An 18,238-nucleotide genomic window follows, 5' to 3' on the forward strand; every position below is an offset into this window, starting at 1 on the left:
TCCATTACCAATCACCTCCAAAACCATGTCTGTATAGTTTTTCTCGCTTTTTGTGTTCATCTAATCCTTTTGTCAGTTTTTCGATAATCTCTTGAACATCAACTTCTTCAAGAACTTTTTTTATTGCGTCTTCTATTACGTATTCATCTACATGTAGTTGCCTGAGTTCATAGCGTATCCTGTAAGGACCTTTGTAATGTATTACCAAGCTATCGTAAGCATAAAGATACGCAAACTTCTCATCGTCTATAAAACCACTCTCTTTGAGCTTTTCTATTGTTTGGTTTATAACCTCATCTGAAAAGCCTTCTTTTTTAAGCCTGTTTTCTACTTCCCACTGGGAGCGTGCTCTGAATTTGATGAATCTCAGAGCAACGCTTAAAGGATCAGATTTAGCCCTCTTTTTTGAGCTTCTGTTTAACTGTTTACTATTTTGATAGCCTTTTTCGTCTTCCCACTCGTTATGAGACTCAAAACTATCTAAGTTGTTTCTGTTGCTTTGAAGTTCGTATTTACTTTGTCGCCTTTTCCGCATTCTTCGTTCCTTCTGCAACTTGCGTTTCTTCACTTACCGGTTTAGAGAAATATTTCTCGCGTATTCTTTTTTCAATTTCATCCGCAATTTCGGGATGTTCTACAAGATAACTTACAGCGTTTGCTTTCCCTTGTCCAAGAGAATGTTCTTTTCCATCGAGTGCCTCGTACGTGAACCAACTCCCTCGCCTGTCTATAAATCCTTCGTTCACCGCGATGTTGAAGAGTTCATTTTCGCGAACAATTCCTTTTCCGTAGATAATATCGACCGTTGTTGTTTTAAACGGAGGTGCGACCTTATTCTTCACAAATTTAATCGTTACCTCGTTTCCTATGTGTTCGTTTCCTTCAACTATCTTACCTGAAGACCTAACTTCCATCCTCATCGTCGCGTAAAACTTTAACGCAACTCCACCAGTGGTTGTTTCCGGATTGCCATACATAACCCCTATTTTCATACGCGTTTGGTTAATAAAGATAACTACCGTTTTGGATTTGTTTACATTTCCTGCGAGTTTTCGAAGTGCCTGCGACATCAACCTTGCTTGAAGACCTATCTGCGCATCTCCCATTGCTCCTTCGATTTCAGCACGTGGAACGAGTGCTGCAACCGAATCAATGACAATAAGGTCCACAGCGTTGCTTCTAACCAGTTCATCAACGATGTCGAGTGCTTGTTCGCCGTAGTCTGGCTGTGAAATCAAAAGCTCAGAAAGGTTTATTCCAAGGTTTCTTGCATAATTCAAATCTAGTGCGTGTTCTGCATCGACGAAGGCAGCTATTCCGCCAAGTTTTTGGACAGAAGCGATAGCATGGAGCGCTATCGTTGTCTTACCACTTGATTCTGGACCATAGATTTCTATGATTCTTCCACGAGGATAACCACCAACGCCTGATGCAATATCGATAGCGAGCGAACCACTTGGAATAACCTCTATACTTTGAACGAGGTTATCTTCACCAAGAATCATTATAGAACCTTTGCCATACTGTTTTTCAATTTTGCTGATAGCTTTTTTCAGTACATCCTTTTTCATTTCATCTGACATTCTTAATCAGACCTCCCTCAAATTTCAGTTTGTAGACCCATTTGTAAATGGGACCTTGTGGTGTTAATGTGGAACTGTAAATCGTTATTCCATCAACTACAAGCGTTATCTTGGGCGTTTGGATACCTTCAACCAACTTTTCCCAATCATTTGGGTATTCTTTTACCCTGCCTAAAGTAACATGTGGAACGAAGTTGCCTTGCTCATCGTATTTGATTTTGTTTTTGTTAAGCTCTGACTTCATTTCAAGGAATAACCTCTGCAAAGATTTTGTAGGTTCAAGTTTTAAAAATAGCACTCTTGGAGAATGCTTGAATTTGAAATAGCCAAAACCTGCTAAATCCGTGCTGAACGAGGGAAAACCTTGTAATCTTTTCTGAAGAGCATGAGCCATTGAATCAACAGCTTTTTCGTCCATCTCTCCAAGGAAAAAGAGTGTAAGATGAAGGTTCTCCGGTTTTGTCCATGTGGCCTTGAACCCCATGGAAATAAGTTTGTCTATAACCTCCTGTGCAACTTCCCTTATTTCTGGATTTACGTCAATAGCTATAAACGTTCTCACAGTAAACCCCTCCAGGTCCTTTGCTTAAGTACTTTTTAAGCAGTTTTTCAGCGGTTCAAGTATATTCGATTTTGGTAAAGATAAAGCATTCCCGAGAGTATTGTAACAATGGCTACAAAGTATACCAGAACCAAATTCACTTTTCCAAATAATAAGCCAAGAGAGAGAAAGTCAAGTTTTTCAACGAACAGCCCAATTGCCAGAACCATCTGTGATACTGTCTTCAGCTTGCCGAAAATATTAGCAGCGATGATGTTCCCAGCTTCGGATGCAACCATTCGAACGGTACTAACCAATGTGTCACGAAAAACCAATATAACCACGAGCCAACCAGGGAGCATACCAAACTCTACAAAAACAACAAAAATCGACGTAATTAAAATCTTATCACTCATCTGGTCAAGAACCTTACCAAGTTTTGTAACCTGCCCGAGCTTTCTGGCGAAATAGCCGTCCACATAGTCGCTAATGGCTGCTAACAAGAATAAAAAGAAAGCCCAGGCATATAGGTTAAGATACATCAGCAGCACAACGAAAATTGTTGAAATAATCCTCAACCAACTTATCGTATTTGGTAAATTGAAAACAACGTTCGTATCATTCGATAATTTCAAACTAACTCTCCCTCCAAATCATATGTGTCCGCCTCTGTGATTTTAACCCTTACAAACCCTTTTAAATTACTACCTTTAAAAAAGACGTTACCATCTATCTCTGGAGCATCCATGTAACCGCGACCTATGAGGACTCCACTGGCTTCTTCTTCAATCAAAACATCGATAACTTTTCCAACATATCTTTGGTTTCTAATAAACGAAATCTCTGCTTGTGCTTCCATTAACTGATCCAACCTTTTTTGAGCAGTTGTCGGACGAACTTTGTGTGGTAATTTGTAAGATGGTGCGTCTTCTTCATCTGAATACATAAATGCTCCAAGCTTATCAAACTCAACACGTCTTATAAACTCCAATAATTCTTCAAAATCCTGAGATGTTTCTCCTGGGAATCCTATAATGACCGATGTTCTCAGCACCGCTTCTGGGTACATCGTCCTAATTTTCTCAAACAAATCTTCGAGTTCTTCTGGTGTTTTAGTCCTGTTCATAAGTTTTAAAATCTTCTCGCTACCATGTTGGACTGGTATATCAAAGTACTTTACTACTTTTTGGTATGAAAACCCCTCAAGAATTTCGTCCGTTACATGGTCTGGATGCATGTACATAACCCTTATCCAGAAGTCTCCAGGTATATCGTTCAATTGCTTGAGTAGTTCTGGAAGCATCGATTTTCCGTACAAATCAACACCATATCCCGTCGTATCTTGAGCAACCAAGATAATCTCTTTTTTTCCATGTGCGACCAAGTGTTTCACTTCTTTTACTATATCCTCGAGCTTTCTGCTTACAAAACCCCCCTTGAATTTTGGTATTGTACAAAAAGTACAAGCACGGTCACAACCATCAGCTATCTTTACATACGCGTACGGAAGGTCATCATCGACCCTTCCTTCAAAATCGTATACAGCTATGGGATCCGTTACGTACTTTTTGGTTTTCTCAAGGTTGTCCGCTAACACTTTTGGTGGAAGGACGCCAAACCATCCGTCTACTTCTGGAATTTCTACAGGTAACTCCTTGGGATATCGCTGGACCAAACATCCTGTGACAAATATTTTGAAATCTCTTCCTTCTTTTTGTTGTTTTCTTTTGTGTTCAACGAATTCCAAAACTGTGTCTATCGACTCTTGCTTGGCATCTAATATGAACCCACAAGTATCGATAACTACTCCGTCTGCCTCATCTAAATCGTCAACAATTTCATGCCCAAGTTGTTTAATATGGTGCTTAAATAGAGCAAAATCTGCCTCGTTCTTTGGGCATCCCAAAACCACGATGTATAATTTCAAGAATTCCAACCTCCTCACCTAACACGCTTTTCACTTTTCACAAAATTTTGCAGATACTTCTTCCTTTTTTCAAGGTACAGGTCTCTGATTTTCGAAAGTTCAAATTTATAGACTTCTTCTTTGTAATTTGGATAAGTAAAATCGTAATCTTTCCAGGCTCCATTTATATACATCAACGTTGGTTCTGCATATATGCCTTGCCCTATATATATCCTGTGGGGCCACATCTTTGTTGTAGCCAATACGAACTGCATGTGGTGTATATATCCAGGGTCAAGGTTGAACCGTCTTTTGCCATCTACCGCATGCTTTAACTCCAATTCGTTTGTCTTAATCTTTATCGAAGCTAACAGCGACGGATGAATCAACCTTTCAAAACTAATTAACCTTCCTGTTATTCCAGACCCCATTTCTTCGTTGTAATAAAGTGTGTACTTTTCAAAATCTAGCTCTGGACTGATATAATCTATTGGTCCAAAAAGAGATATCAAATCAGGTTTCACAGTTTCAAGCCAATAATCTAACTGTGCCGAAAAAATAAATATCACTAAATTCACCGGCTCAACAATTCTCACTTTTCCCATATAACTTCCACCTCGAAACGTGGTATTTTAACCACCTTCACACGGTTCCCGTAAAGTCGCAAAATGCTCTCACCAAAAACTACATATTTTCCGACATCCAATTGTGCTTCTTGGCTGTGTAAAACCCCATTAAGCACATAACTGCCCCTTAAACCTTCTATCGTCACAAGAGGGGCATTCTTCACTCTTGACACGTATTCATATGTGAATAACAACATAAAAACACTTAGTAGTGTCATCACATAAAACAAAATTCTTATCCACTTTTTCGACATTTCTCCACCTTTTAATTCCACTAGCGATTCAGTAAAAACCCCTGACCTTAATTTTGCCTGCTTCAAATTCTGGAATCCTGGAACCTATGATTAATTATACAATAAAATTCCAAAAAATGAACACCGTATCGAAATAATTAAAAATATCCGCAATTATTACCATTTATGAACCAAAACTTTTTTAGCCAAGAATAACTTCGAGAAACAGCAAAATTATAACCAAATTTACCACTATATATTGTTGGTGGTAAATTTTTGACCACAACTTATTGATTGGTGGTAAATTTCTGGTAAGTTTTTGGTAAGTTTTTACCACCTGGTGGTAAGTTTTTTACCACTATATTTTGTGAAAAACAAAATTAGTTTACTATCCATAGTTTCTTGAGAATGATTCTCAACAAAAAACTTACCAAATTTACCATTAGTGAAAAATTTCACAGCTTTTAGGCATGCCTAATTGCACTTAAAATGTGTATTCATCATTATTAGAAAAATTTACCACCTTTAATGTGGCTTAAAATCAAGCTTTTTCGTAAAAACTTACCAGGGTGGTAAGTTGTAACAAAAAGGTGGTAAGTTGTAATATGATTCTATAGTGCCCTTGGATAAAGACTTGCAGTGTTACATTTAGGTAAACTTACCAAATTTACCACCCATATATATAATACTACTACTAACTTAACGTTATATATATACCTAACGTTAAGGTATAAGGTGGTAAATTCAAAAGTTAGCCATGTCAACCATACTACCATACTACCATGATGGGTTACACTACGACAAGTAAAGAATATGAAAAATTGGTTAGGATGAATCCAACAAAGCGTTGAATCACCCTAACCAACCAAATTCCAAACCAAAAAATCTGAACTCTAAAATCTTGAGAAAGCTTTTTTAGGGAATTTAGTAGATAACGTACATTAAAATTAACCAAAACAAGAAATGGATTGAGTGAAGGTGTAAGAAATTGGAATATTTCAAAATTTTTTCCTGGGAATGTCTTTCAAAAATTTTTCGATGAACACACTCATGTTCTCGTAGTGCGTTCCACCCCAGTAGATTTTTCCACACCTTTCGCATTTGGCAAATTCGTCAAATGTTTCCCTGACTTTTTCAGGAACATGTTCCTGGACATCTCTTTTTGGAACACTTATTAATTTACCGTTGCATTCCATACATCTTGTGAATGGAGCAAACCAATTTTGAAGGCTATATCTGAGAGTTACTTCCCTAAGTTGTGTTTTGGGGTCATCTGAGCGCAATATGTAGCCATAAGTCACTTCGTTTCTTTTCAAAATTCCCCTATCCCTTGTAAGGATGATAAGATTTTCAGAGAGTGCTTTTGAAACGATTTCATTGTCGTCCACAACTCCATACTCGGCACTGATTCCAAGCATTCTTAGGAGTCTTGCAAGCTTTCCAAGGTGAATATCCAAAATAAATTTTGGAACACCTTCATATTTTGGGGTTAAAATGTATTCTTTTGGTATATCCAAATTACATTCTGGATAAACAAAATACATATCTCCATTTTTCACGATTTTATCAAAACGCACAAAGCTTTTTTGTAACGTTATAAAATATACCTCGGTGTGTGGAACACCGAGGCGCTCTACACAATCTTTTATTGTTTGATTAATTCCAGCGTCTAACTGTACGTATTGTTTTCCAACTAAGTCGACCAAACTACCAAAAAATCTGATTGTTATTTTCGTTTCCATATGTCAAGATACCCTCACAATATCGCTAATAAGGGCTCCTGTGGATATGTAAGTTATCTTTTTGCCTGTCTCTGATTCGATAAACTTGACAAATTTTTCAAAATTCTTGTCGTCTAAGCTTTTCCAACCATCGAATTCCACATACTCAGCATGAACATTGGAAATCAAGCCTAAATCATAAGGCATATCTATAACCTTGCCATGCTCACTTGTTCTGTAGTTAACAGCGACCTTTATCTTTTCCATTCCAGCTAAAACATCTGCTTTTGTCATTATCATTTCGTCACAATTGGATATTTCAATTGCGTATCTGAGAAGTGGTAAATCGAGCCATCCACATCGTCTTGGTCTACCAGTCGTTGCTCCATATTCTTTCCCAGCTTTTCTGAGCTCGTCTGCTTCCTTACCAAATAATTCAGTTGGAAACGGACCTTCACCAACCCTTGTCAGGTATGCTTTAAAAACACCTATACGCTTATCGATTTTTATAGGATAGCCCAAACCTGTTTCAACACCTGTAACATTGCAGTATGTTCCGGTAACGTAAGGATAGCTACCCATATCAACATCAAGCAAAACTCCTTGAGTTCCTTCAAACAGAACGTTTGAATTATTTAGTTCAAACCTGATTTCGAGTGGAGAAACAATCTTGTCTTTGAGTTTCTCGTATTCTTCAAAGATGCAATCGTAATCGTCCCATTCTATCGAGTAGAGATTTTTATATAGCTCGCTCACAAAACGCAATTTTTCAAGAGCCAGTTCTTTTTCTTTTAGGTCTACCAGCCTCAATCCTATCCTGTGCACCTTGTCGGCATATGCAGGTCCAATTCCTCTTTTTGTTGTTCCAACAGCCTTACTTCCTTTTGAAAGTTCAAGCTTTTCGTCAAGCATTTTGTGAACAGGCAAAACAATATGAGTTAGACTGGAGATTTTCAGCCTACTTGAGATATCAAATCCTATCTTTTTTAGTTCTTCCACTTCGTCGTTCAAGACCTTCAAATCCACAACGACACCGTTTGCAATATATCCTTTTGCCTTTGTTCTTACGTCAAACGAAGGTACCAAGTGATGGACCAACTTGAATTCACCGTACTCAACTGTGTGCCCAGCGTTACTACCTCCACTGTACCGAACAACGTAATCAAAATCCTTGGAAAGGTACGTCGTTACCTTTCCTTTTCCTTCGTCCCCCCACTGAAGACCGTAGCATGCCACTTTCATTTCTCTTCATCTCCTCTTCCCGTAAGTTTTGTGAGATTTGTATACAAAATTAAGTTTCTTATTCCATTCTTCGAGTTGTTTAGAACTCGACATGGAAATCTTTGTAATCTTGTGGAGGCAAGATTTCTTCGTCGTAATCGGTGATAGAACTCCAACCGTTCCCTTCCATGACCCTTTTGAAAAGTTCAGTTAGTTGCTCCGAATTTCCTCCAGCAACGATTGTTACACTCCCATCCATTTCATTCTTCACGTAACCTTTAACACCTATTGCACGTGCCACGTTCTTAACGAAATGTCTGAATCCCACACCCTGGACAATACCACGAACATTCCACTTTTTCCAAATGGTGCCTTCCATAACTTTCACACCACCTTTGGTCCATTTTCCTTCAAGGTTTTATAGTTTTTCCAAAACACGCTTTTTTTATAACACAATTTTTTGAAAATTCAATCTTGAAATATCGAAGTTTTTGTGTATAATTCTTGCCAAAGGGAACATCAATCAAAAAGTAGTAAGAAGGAGTAATTTAAAGCTTATGAAAGAAATCAAAAGGGCGAAAGTTTTAATAGTTGATGAATACCAGAGCAAACAAATAAGCATGATGGCTATGATGATGTGGCGTACCGACCGTCCGGTATGCCCTTAGTTTGTTGGAAAGCAAAAGGACGGTCGGGTGAGAAAATCACCCGACCTTTTTTTATATCCAAAGAAAAGTTTTACAGGAGGTGATACCGTGAGCAAAATGGGTAGTTTTATTGTAGTTAAGTTCGGTGGTTCGAACTTCAAAAACTTTCAAGGCTACTGCGAAGTAATAGCAAAAATTAAAGAAATACTCGAGTTTGAGAAGGAGAAAACGTTAGTGTTGGTTGTGAGTGCTGCTTATGGTATTACCGATAGATTGTTTAACGCGGTTAACAACTTTCAAAACATTGATGTTCGAACATTTTTGCGTGAACTTTACGATTTGCACTCTTCACTATTATCAATGAGTAATGATGGAAATTCGCATCAAATAACAGAAGAGCTTAAGGATTTGGAAAACAAAGTCTTTGAACTAGAGAAAATATTCGATGCGGTTAAATTACTTCACAAGGTGCCTGATTTTGCAAAAGATTTAATCATAAGCTATGGCGAACGTCTTAACGCATATGTGTTGCAAAAATTACTGCAAAAGGAAGGTCTTGATTTTGAACTTAAGATGCCGGAGGAGTGGATAATAACCGATGGAAAATTTGGAAATGCATCTGTGCTCCTTGAACCCACAAAACACTTGATTGAGAAACGCTTGAATGATTGGAAAAACAATCATTCCATAGTTCCTGGGTTTTATGGTGTATCGAAAGATGGTGATGTAACTCTCTTGGGACGTGGTGGGAGTGATTACACAGCCACTGTTTTGGCATATGCTTTAGATGCAAATTATGTTGTACTTTTCAAAGATGTCAACGGTTTTCTTAGCGGTGACCCGAAAATTGTTGAAAATCCAATATTGCTTGAAAAACTCAGTTACGATGAACTTGAGGAGCTCTCATATTTTGGTGCGAAGATTGTCCATTCAAATGCAGTGGAACCACTTAAGAACCGTTCAATACCATTGTATGTGTGCAGTTTTTCAGGAAATTTCAATCTCAGCAAATGCACGGTAGTTTCAAATGAAAAACATCGTTCTGAGAGGTGTGTGAAGAGTGTTTCGTTTACGGATGATGTAGCAATTGTTCAGTTCTTTGGGGCAAATTTGGGACGGGTTCCAGGTGTATTGGGTGAGATTTCAAAAAGTATGGCACAATTTGGTTTAAATATTAAGTTCGTTATCACATCCCAGACAGCGATAAATCTAATAGTTTCTAAAAAAGACCTCCCGGAAGTTATGAGAGTTGCTGAAACGCTTAGGCTTAGAGAAATAGAGAAAATTTCATACAGAACAGATAAGGCGCTTGTGGCAGTTGTAGGTTACGGTTTACTCGATACACATGGTATAGCAGCTAAAGTTTTTGGTGCGCTATCCAAAGGTGAGATAAACGTTGATATGATTTCCGCAGGTGCTTCGGAAGTTTCGATGTATTTCTTAGTTGATGCTCAGAACGTAAAAGACGCAGTTAGGATGGTCCACAATGAACTTTTTGGTGAGGATTAAACAAAGCGAAGAAAGGGGGAGATGAAGTTGGAAAACTTAAGAAGCATAGAGGAAATCAACAAGAAAATTGCCAGGGGAGAAGCGGTTGTTCTTACAGCTGAAGAAGTTGTAAAACTCGCTAAAGAAGAAGGTATCAAGAAAGTTGCAAAAAAAGTTGATGTCGTGACCACAGGAACATTTGCTCCTATGTGCTCCAGTGGGGCGTTTATAAACTTTGGTCACACGATGCCCCCTATGAGAATGGAAAAGATAAAGCTTGCTGGTGTTGAGGTTTACGGCGGACTAGCTGCTGTCGATGGATACATTGGTGCAACGCAAGAATCAGAGTTCGACAAAACGTTTGGTGGCGGGCACGTTATAGAGATGCTCATAAGAGGGGAAAACCTCTTGCTTGAAGCTTACGGAAAAGGTACAGATTGCTATCCGGGGAAGTATTTCAGAGGATATATCAACAAGGATATGATAAACGATTTCTTCCTATTCAATCCACGAAACGCTTATCAAAACTACGCTGCAGCTACAAATAGTTCTGATAAGACACTTTATACCTACATGGGTAAGTTGTTGCCAAATTACGGCAATGTGAATTATTCAACATCGGGAGAGCTCAGTCCGTTACTTAAAGACCCGAAAATGTTAACGATAGGTATTGGGACAAGAATATTCCTCGGAGGTGCGGTCGGATACGTTGCTTGGTATGGAACGCAGTTCAGAACGCAAGTAAAGGAAAGCGAACATGGTGTTCCTCTTGTTCCTGCACGCACGCTTGCACTGATTGGTGATGCTAAGAAAATGGAACCAAAATTTGTAAAAGGAGCATACTTTAAAAACTACGGAGTGACACTATTTGTTGGTGTTGGTGTCCCGATACCAATCTTAAACGAAGAAATAGCCTACTATGTAAGTCTTTCTAACGAAGAGCTCTACACAGAGATAAAAGATTATTCTAATCTGGAAAGACCTACTGTTGGTGTGGTAAGTTACGCACAACTAAAGTCAGGTAAGGTTGAAATAAACGGTAAAAAGGTAAGAACCACATCACTTTCGAGTTTAGAAAAAGCCAGAGAGATAGCCCATATTCTCAAAAAATGGATACTAACAGGCAACTTCTTTTTGACGAGTCCATCGGTAATGCTTGATGAAGAACGAATGCTGAAAAACCTTTCAAAAGTTGAGCAGATTGTTCCTCACTTGGAAAATGAGAAAGTCGAATATGTTAAGGGTGTGTTTAATCCAAAAGATAAACTGAACGAACACAAAGAATGTGTCAATTGTGGTGCCTGTGTTTCGGTATGTAACCAAGAAGCACTATATTGGGATGGAGATAAGGTGAAATTTGATGAGTCAAAGTGCGTATATTGTATGTTGTGTACCGATACATGTCCTGTTGGACTGAAATTACCGGATGAAAAGTCAGAGACAAAATTTGAAATGCCTTATTGATGAGTTGAAATCTTGGCGAGGGATATACATGGAGTTTGAATTCGAGGGAAAAATGCGAAAGAAACACTATGGGTATGTTGGGCAAGTTGATAAATTTCAAGAAATTCAGATGAGTCAAAGGAAGCTTAGAATCGTCAAAAAGTTTTACAGAAATTACTACTCGGAAAGATTCACAAGATTTTACGTTAAATACAAATACACCGACTTAGCAATAGGTGTTGATAAATTCAACCTCCAGATGCTCGATGGAGTTTATGATTTAGTTAGGAACCACTACAAAGAGCTTGAAAGATTAAGAGAATTCAACAAGGAGTTCTTTGAATCTTTCAAACCTGTTGATGTTTCTCTTTTTCAACCAATAACAGATATAATCCTCGCAATGGCTGAAGCGTCTAAATTAGCAGGAGTAGGACCGATGGCTGCCGTTGCTGGAGCTTTTGCTGAATCGGTTGGAAAGTATCTGTTGAAGATACACGGAAGCAAAGAGGTTATTGTAGAAAATGGTGGTGATATTTATTTAAACGTTCGAAGTGAGGTAAGAATAGGAATTTTTGCAAATTTTGATAGTGAATTCAACAAACTCTCTATTATTTTAGGACCTGGTGAATATGGGGTATGTACTTCTTCTGGAAAAATAGGCCATTCGGTAAGTTTTGGGAATGCCGATGCAGCTTGTGTAATAGCAAGGAGTGCAGTGATTGCTGATGCTTTCGCAACGAAATACGGGAATTTAATAAAAAGCGAGAAAGACTTTGAAAAGGTCTTGGGGCTTGTCAAGGATGATATCGATGAAAAAAGATATATATTGGGTGTATTGTTTGTTGTTAAGAATAAACTACTTGTTTACGGAAATGTGAGACTTTCAGTTTAGTTTTAGTTTTGTAGATTGTAAAACTTTGGAGGTGGGGAAGTTGAAGGTTACGGAAATGGTCAAAGAAAGAAGGATTATATCCATAGAGATAATCCCACCAAAACGTGGCGAGGATGTTGAAAATATCTACAGAACCCTGGATAAGCTTATGAACTATGACATTTCATTTATAAGTATTACAAGGCATCCTGTCGAAGTAGATTACATTGAATACGAAGACAAAATTGTTAAGGTTCATAAGGTCAAAAGGCCTGGAACACTTGGCTTAACTGCTGCGTTGATGAATAGATACAGAATTGATGTTGTCCCTCATCTTATTTGTGTTGGGATGAGTAAATTTGAAATGGAGGATATGTTGATAGACCTGGATATAATGGGGGTTGATAATGTTTTCGTTATACGTGGTGAAACTGCCTCAAGTGTTGAGAATTATAACAAGGGAGATTACAAGTACGCTGTTGAGCTGGTAAGACAAATAAAAGACCTGAACATGGGAAAATACCTCTACACATCAGCTAAGCCGACAAATTTTTGCGTAGGGGTGGCGGGATACCCAGAAAAGCACTACGAATCCCCAAACCTGGAAACTGATTTGAAATTTCTCAAGCAAAAAGTAGATGCAGGAGCGGGTTATATCATCACACAAATGGTCTTCGATGCACAAGTTTATAAAGACTTCGTTGAACGTTGTCGAAGTATAGGCATAAATGTCCCAATAATTCCAGGAGTGAAACCTGTAGTAAGCAAAAGTTCAGTGTTTAACATTCCAAAGAAATTTTTTGTGACCATACCTCAAAGGTTTGTTGAGGCAATCGATAATGCGAAGACAAAGGAAGAAGAGTTTAAAGTAGGAATACGTTTTACAGTCGAGCTTGTTGAAAAGCTTATCGAATACAGTGCTCCAGGTATACACATTTTTACAATGGGGCGTGGAGAGGAGAGCTGTGAAGTAATTAAGCATACTCAAAGCATACTCAAATGAGAATGAGAAATTTTGAGAACTATCGATTGAATGAGTAAAAGTTCACTCTTGCTGTGCTTAATATGAGACAGAAAATCACAGGATGAATTCGATTGGTAAAACAATTTGTGATAGAATATTTTCAACACGTGGTTGAACAGCTGTTGATTAATGCAAGGGTGGGATGTGAATTGGCTGAGTTCGAAAAGCTTGGTAGACTTTCAAAGATTAGGCAAATAATTCGTAATGTTTTTTTTGACAACGTGAAGCTCTCTTACGGGTGCACAGAACCTGTTGCTGTTGGGTTATCTGTCGCCGTGGGGAAAGATTATCTGAAGGGTGAACTGGAAAGGTTAGAAATAGTAATGGATAGAAACACTTACAAAAACGGTTTGGAAGTTGGTATTCCAGGAACTCATCTACACGGCTTTGAAATTGCAGCGATGCTGGCTTATTTAGTAGGTGATTCCAAACTTGGGCTCGAGGTCTTTAAAAACGTGACAACCGAAGTGATTTCTAAAGCGTATGAGATGAAGGATAAGGTTACTGTGAAATACGAAAACGATATGCGCTTGCACATAAAAACAAAGCTTGTGGGAGAGAACGAGGTAATTGTTGAGATAACAGATTCTCATGATAATGTTACTAGAATCGTTGTGGATGGAGATGAGATACTGAATGTACAATCGAGTGTGAATTTCAAAAAAGAAACAGCACGAAGTATCACACTGAACGAGATATTTGATTATGTGCAAAATCCTGAAGAAGATGTCTTAGAGATTGTTAGACAAGCTATCCAATACAATGTCGAGATTTCAAGAATAGGTTTGGATACACAGGGAAATTTTGGAAGAATACTTGAAGGTATACCACGGTACGTTGCTGCTGGTGTTGACCAAAGAATGAGTGGAGCATTATTACCTGTGATGACTGTTGCTGGCAGTGGAAACCAGGGGATTTCTTGTATAGTCCCTGTAGCAGTTGTTGCGGATGAACTTGGTGTATCGCAAGATAAGAAAGAAAAAGCAATTTTGCTTAGTATACTTGTTACCATTTACATAAAAGCTTACACAGGGATGTTAACCCCAATATGTGGAGCTGGTAGCATAGCTTCGGCAGGTGCGGCAGCTGGTATTGTGTATCTGAAGGATGGAACAGTCGAGCAAATCAAGAACTCCATCAACAACGTACTTGCTACATTGTTTGGTATGACGTGCGATGGTGCAAAGAGAAGTTGCGCGCTAAAAGCAAGTATAGGTACTCAGATGGCATTGAACTCAGTCAAGTTGTCTTTGAACGATACAAACATACCTTGCGGAAACGGATTTGCCGCAAAAGATGTGGAAGAAACTATAAGGAGATTGGAACTTCTGACCAATTCTCTTAGAAACTTTGATGAGGATGTTATAAATTTTATAGGACATTGCTAGTAGCTTTTAGCTTTTAAACCTCTCTTCAAATAGCTTTTCCACAAGTTTTATATACTCAGAAATCTTTTCAACATGTTCCAGATAATTAAATTCAGAGTTTCTATCACGCGCAGCATATTCGATATCTTTTGCCAGTTCACCTATTTCTTCAAAACCTAGTGAACGTGCGGAACCTTTGATGCTATGGGCTTCTTGCCGTATTGTTTCAAAATCTCCCGTTGATAGTGCCATAATTATATTGTTTAGTGAGCCTTTCGAGGAGGTAAGAAATGTCTCAAGCAGTTCTTTCTCGAATTCCGGTGTCAGGTCGTATTCTTTTTCGGCTTTTTCAAGTTCTTCCCTTAGTTTGGATATATCGTCTGCAATATCTTCAGCTTGTTCTTTTTCATCAGGTTTAGCTTTTCTTTTTGTCGTTTCAAAAATTGATGATTCAACACTTTTTACAGTTTCTGGTTTTTCAGTTAAGTGACTACAGTACGTCTCAAGAATGCGAGCTATTTCTTCAACTTTTATAGGTTTGACAACGTAATCGTTCATCCCGGATGCCAAAACCTCATCTTTGATGTTTTTCATAGCGTGTGCAGTTAAGGCTACTATCGGAACATCCAGATTGAACTGCCTTATCTTTTTGGTGGCTTCTATTCCATCCATTTCTGGCATGATTATGTCCATGAAGATTAAATCATAGTTGTTCTTTAGAGCTTTTTCTACAGCCTCCTTCCCATTAGATGCAAATTCAGGTTCTATTCCGAATTTTTTGAGTATCTCTGAAATGAGCAGTCTGTTTACTTCGTAGTCTTCAGCAACCAAAACCTTCGCTTTATACTTTTTTATTTCAGAAGTTTTCTTCGTATCTTTTGTTGTTTTGGCTACACACTTTTTCAGTTTAAGAGTGAAGTAGAACTTGCTTCCTTTACCTTCTTTGCTTTCAACATTGATTTTTGAGCCCATAAGTTCCACTAGTTGTTTACTAATTGACAATCCAAGTCCGGTTCCTCCGTATTTTCTGGTTATTGAAACATCAGACTGCTCAAATGGTTCAAATATTTTTTCAATCTTTTCCTTGGGAATCCCTATCCCAGTATCCTTTACTGAGAAGCTTATATATTGATATTCCTCGTCTTCCCCTACCTTTTCGATACGAACAGACACTAGCCCACCTGCAGGCGTAAACTTGATTGCGTTGTTGATTAAATTGAACAACACCTGCTGGAGCCTGACAGGATCAAAAACTAAGCAATCTGCAATATTGTCGTCGATAAAAATATTATAGTCCAGGTTTTTCTCTCTTGCTTTTGCTTCATACAACATGAGTGAGCTTTGAAGTTCGGCTTTTAGGTTAGATTCAACAAGCTCAAGTTGTAGTCTACCACTCTCGATTTTTGCTAAGTCTAGTATATCATTTATAACTCCAAGCAAGACCTCCGTAGATTTTAGTATAGTTGATAGATATTTCCTTTGTTTCTCGTCTAAGTTTGTTTCAGCAAGCAAGTTGGCAAAACCTACAATACCGTTCAAAGGTGTTCTAATTTCATGACTCATGTTCGCCAAGAAGTTACTTTTCGCTATGCTTGCCTCTTCTGCTAATTTCCTTGCTAATATCAGCTCCTGTTCGTATCGTTTCTTTGCCTCAACGTTTGCGATTAATGAAGCTAAGAGCTTGAATATATTTTTCTCAATAGGATGCCAATCCTTATGTTCTTTAGATGCTGCACTTATAAAACCCGATACTTTGTTTTCTAATATTATTGGAGTGATAAGTGCAGCATAGTGTTCTCCGAGTATTCTTATTATCTCTTCGTTTTTTGTTTTTTCTTTTGTAATTACAAACTGTTTTCCTTGCATTAGATTTTCTAACTCTGGACCTTTTACTTTTTCTACATCGAAAGTGATTGTAGAGGTTTCATTTGGATTTTCAGAATAAACCCAAGAACTAATAGATGCAAAAGTTCCCACGTCTTTGATAAACCTGTAAACCCTTAGCCTTGAAATATTTAGCTCTTTGGCAACAAGTTCAACGGCTTTTGAAATCTCTTCATCAAGCTTTTCGATAGGAAGGTTTATGAAGTTTATAGCTAAGTTTATGATAATTTGCTGATACTTTGCAAGCTTTCTAATGACTTCCTGTGCAATTTTTTGTTTGGTGATATCTTTTTGAATAGAAAGTATACCTCTTTTCCCATTGGGTAAAGTGATGCTCGTTTCGTAGAGCTCAAGATACCTAATTTCTCCGTGCTTTCCTACGTTTCTTACTGTATGCACCAAAGTCTTTCCAGAAAGTATCTCTTGGATGTTCTTTTTAACCATTTCGACATCTTCTTTTGGTGCGAGAATTCTGACATTTTTACCTATCAGTTCTTCTTTGGTTCTTCCGTTTATTTTGCAAAATTCGGGGTTCACGTCGATGATGTTACCTTCTTCATCTTCGATAAGTATCCCAACGGGAGCAAATTCGAACAGAGTTTTGTAACGTTCATTTTCTAACATTCTTTCTTGTTCTGAGAGTTTTACATCGGTTATGTCGTGGAAGAATACAACCTTTCCTTTTTCATTACCTTTTTTATCTCTCAATGGATTAGCCCATACCTCAAAATAACGTCCAAACCTTTTGACCACGCCTTCGCCGTGTTTTATGACTTCCAAGCATTCTTCGCTAAGGATGTTCCTGGCTGGTTGGTATAAAATATCACTTTTTCCAACTAGGTTCTTGATAAAGTTTTCGAACGTTTTGTTAGCGCTGATTATATAACCATCCTTGTCGAGAACAACTATCAAATCTTTGGATGATTCGTAAACAATATTTTTTATCTCGGACTCTAAATCAAATCCGTGTAACTTTTGTGCTTCGAATAGTATAATGATTATACTTATCATCAACCCGAAAGGTAGCAAATCGACAGGTAGGTTGAACAAGATATAAACAGCACTTGCAGTAACAGGTATCATAACTGCAGCAAATAAGTGGATTATTGTAGCTTTCCGAAAAACTGTTTTGTATCTATTAACCATTTTTAAGAGCATGTAATAACCCAAGAATGAAATAGTGTAACTGTAAAATATTTGTAGGTAATAGAAAGGTCCTCTCAATATATAATTTCCTTCGACAACATAACCTTTTAAAAAAAGATTATGCAATTCGTTTGTCCAAACGAAAATGGTAGTGAGAACAGGAAGAATAAAGAGTATTGTAATTTCCTTTTTTGTAATTTTTCTTCCTGAGAAAGTCGAAACGAAGAAATACCAGAGCACTGGAATGTACGGAATAGCGAAATACTGTGCTTTATACCAAGAAAACGCATGGCTAATATTTCCTGATAGTAAATTAAGTAATTCCATAGCATAGCCGAATGAGTAAAATCCCACGGCAAATGATGTGATGGCTCCTATTATAGAGATTGGTTTGTTTCGATACCGTAGGAACACCGCTATTGCTTGCAATGAGATTATCGAATTGTACAACAGCAGAAAAACAAAGACTATAGAAATTTTAGGCACTTGAATCACGCCCCTTTTTCCAGATGTATTTTTCTGATATTTTAATATAGT

16 protein-coding genes are annotated in these 18,238 nt (G+C 37.8%); 5 read left to right on the forward strand and 11 right to left on the reverse strand.

The features are described from left to right. Positions 1 to 4: 4 nt before the first annotated feature. From FERPE_RS08090 to FERPE_RS08135, 10 genes are all read right to left on the reverse strand, one after another. On the reverse strand, positions 5 to 535 hold the full coding sequence (locus FERPE_RS08090; protein ID WP_014452140.1) for a regulatory protein RecX: 531 nt from the start codon (positions 533 to 535) through the stop codon (positions 5 to 7). Next, entirely contained in the window at positions 513 to 1,583 is a 1,071-nt protein-coding gene (gene recA, locus FERPE_RS08095; protein WP_014452141.1) for a recombinase RecA, read from the reverse strand. Before recA ends, FERPE_RS08090 begins: the two co-directional genes overlap by 23 nt. Continuing rightward, positions 1,573 to 2,145, reverse strand: coding sequence for an RNA 2',3'-cyclic phosphodiesterase (thpR, locus tag FERPE_RS08100; RefSeq protein WP_014452142.1), 573 nt, complete (start codon positions 2,143 to 2,145; stop codon positions 1,573 to 1,575). The genes recA and thpR overlap by 11 nt, the downstream gene beginning before the upstream one ends. A gap of 47 nt (positions 2,146 to 2,192) precedes the next feature. Then, on the reverse strand, positions 2,193 to 2,759 hold the full coding sequence (pgsA, locus tag FERPE_RS08105) for a CDP-diacylglycerol--glycerol-3-phosphate 3-phosphatidyltransferase (RefSeq protein ID WP_014452143.1): 567 nt from the start codon (positions 2,757 to 2,759) through the stop codon (positions 2,193 to 2,195). Next, positions 2,756 to 4,051: a 30S ribosomal protein S12 methylthiotransferase RimO gene (gene rimO / locus FERPE_RS08110; RefSeq protein WP_014452144.1), complete on the reverse strand. Its 1,296-nt coding sequence runs from the start codon at positions 4,049 to 4,051 to the stop codon at positions 2,756 to 2,758. Before rimO ends, pgsA begins: the two co-directional genes overlap by 4 nt. Positions 4,052 to 4,065: 14 nt before the next feature. Continuing rightward, on the reverse strand, positions 4,066 to 4,635 hold the full coding sequence (locus FERPE_RS08115) for a DUF4416 family protein (protein ID WP_014452145.1): 570 nt from the start codon (positions 4,633 to 4,635) through the stop codon (positions 4,066 to 4,068). After that, positions 4,623 to 4,910 carry a hypothetical protein gene (locus tag FERPE_RS08120; RefSeq protein ID WP_155804141.1) on the reverse strand — a complete coding sequence of 96 codons (288 nt, stop codon included), beginning with the start codon at positions 4,908 to 4,910 and terminating at the stop codon, positions 4,623 to 4,625. Before FERPE_RS08120 ends, FERPE_RS08115 begins: the two co-directional genes overlap by 13 nt. 977 nt (positions 4,911 to 5,887) lie before the next feature. Next, positions 5,888 to 6,631, reverse strand: coding sequence for a Mut7-C RNAse domain-containing protein (locus FERPE_RS08125; protein WP_014452147.1), 744 nt, complete (start codon positions 6,629 to 6,631; stop codon positions 5,888 to 5,890). A gap of 3 nt (positions 6,632 to 6,634) precedes the next feature. Then, the gene (locus FERPE_RS08130; RefSeq protein WP_014452148.1) at positions 6,635 to 7,852 is read right to left on the reverse strand and encodes an adenylosuccinate synthase; all 1,218 of its coding nucleotides are present in this window, start codon (positions 7,850 to 7,852) and stop codon (positions 6,635 to 6,637) included. Positions 7,853 to 7,931: 79 nt separating this feature from the next. Then, positions 7,932 to 8,210, reverse strand: coding sequence for an acylphosphatase (locus FERPE_RS08135; RefSeq protein ID WP_014452149.1), 279 nt, complete (start codon positions 8,208 to 8,210; stop codon positions 7,932 to 7,934). 385 nt (positions 8,211 to 8,595) lie between these two features. On the opposite strand from FERPE_RS08135, the gene FERPE_RS08140 reads away from it, so the two are divergent. The 5 genes from FERPE_RS08140 to FERPE_RS08160 all read left to right on the forward strand — a co-directional run bounded on the left by FERPE_RS08140 (position 8,596) and on the right by FERPE_RS08160 (position 14,692). Further along, positions 8,596 to 9,987, forward strand: coding sequence for an aspartate kinase (locus FERPE_RS08140; RefSeq protein WP_041263483.1), 1,392 nt, complete (start codon positions 8,596 to 8,598; stop codon positions 9,985 to 9,987). Between the two features lie 21 nt (positions 9,988 to 10,008). Further along, complete coding sequence (locus FERPE_RS08145) at positions 10,009 to 11,430, forward strand: homocysteine biosynthesis protein (RefSeq protein ID WP_041262888.1); 1,422 nt, start codon at positions 10,009 to 10,011, stop codon at positions 11,428 to 11,430. 28 nt (positions 11,431 to 11,458) lie between these two features. Next, positions 11,459 to 12,301, forward strand: coding sequence for a UPF0280 family protein (locus tag FERPE_RS08150; RefSeq protein WP_014452153.1), 843 nt, complete (start codon positions 11,459 to 11,461; stop codon positions 12,299 to 12,301). 31 nt (positions 12,302 to 12,332) lie between these two features. Beyond that, the gene (locus tag FERPE_RS08155; protein WP_231882497.1) at positions 12,333 to 13,283 is read left to right on the forward strand and encodes a methylenetetrahydrofolate reductase; all 951 of its coding nucleotides are present in this window, start codon (positions 12,333 to 12,335) and stop codon (positions 13,281 to 13,283) included. Between the two features lie 215 nt (positions 13,284 to 13,498). Further along, positions 13,499 to 14,692 carry an L-cysteine desulfidase family protein gene (locus FERPE_RS08160; RefSeq protein ID WP_041263485.1) on the forward strand — a complete coding sequence of 398 codons (1,194 nt, stop codon included), beginning with the start codon at positions 13,499 to 13,501 and terminating at the stop codon, positions 14,690 to 14,692. 6 nt (positions 14,693 to 14,698) lie between these two features. Here the strand turns inward: FERPE_RS08160 and FERPE_RS08165 are convergent, their stop codons facing one another. Further along, positions 14,699 to 18,187: an ATP-binding protein gene (locus FERPE_RS08165; protein ID WP_155804143.1), complete on the reverse strand. Its 3,489-nt coding sequence runs from the start codon at positions 18,185 to 18,187 to the stop codon at positions 14,699 to 14,701. Between the last annotated feature and the right edge of the window lie 51 nt (positions 18,188 to 18,238).

The organism is Fervidobacterium pennivorans DSM 9078, assembly GCF_000235405.2.
Classification (GTDB): domain Bacteria; phylum Thermotogota; class Thermotogae; order Thermotogales; family Fervidobacteriaceae; genus Fervidobacterium; species Fervidobacterium pennivorans.

Coding starts and splice junctions, on each gene's coding strand:
- FERPE_RS08090 (WP_014452140.1), bottom strand. CDS start 535: ATGCGGAAAAGGCGACAAAGTAAATACGAACTTCAAAGCAACAGAAAC.
- recA (WP_014452141.1), bottom strand. CDS start 1,583: ATGTCAGATGAAATGAAAAAGGATGTACTGAAAAAAGCTATCAGCAAA.
- FERPE_RS08115 (WP_014452145.1), bottom strand. CDS start 4,635: ATGGGAAAAGTGAGAATTGTTGAGCCGGTGAATTTAGTGATATTTATT.
- FERPE_RS08120 (WP_155804141.1), bottom strand. CDS start 4,910: ATGTCGAAAAAGTGGATAAGAATTTTGTTTTATGTGATGACACTACTA.
- FERPE_RS08125 (WP_014452147.1), bottom strand. CDS start 6,631: ATGGAAACGAAAATAACAATCAGATTTTTTGGTAGTTTGGTCGACTTA.
- FERPE_RS08130 (WP_014452148.1), bottom strand. CDS start 7,852: ATGAAAGTGGCATGCTACGGTCTTCAGTGGGGGGACGAAGGAAAAGGA.
- FERPE_RS08135 (WP_014452149.1), bottom strand. CDS start 8,210: ATGGAAGGCACCATTTGGAAAAAGTGGAATGTTCGTGGTATTGTCCAG.
- FERPE_RS08140 (WP_041263483.1), top strand. CDS start 8,596: ATGGGTAGTTTTATTGTAGTTAAGTTCGGTGGTTCGAACTTCAAAAAC.
- FERPE_RS08145 (WP_041262888.1), top strand. CDS start 10,009: ATGAAGTTGGAAAACTTAAGAAGCATAGAGGAAATCAACAAGAAAATT.
- FERPE_RS08150 (WP_014452153.1), top strand. CDS start 11,459: ATGGAGTTTGAATTCGAGGGAAAAATGCGAAAGAAACACTATGGGTAT.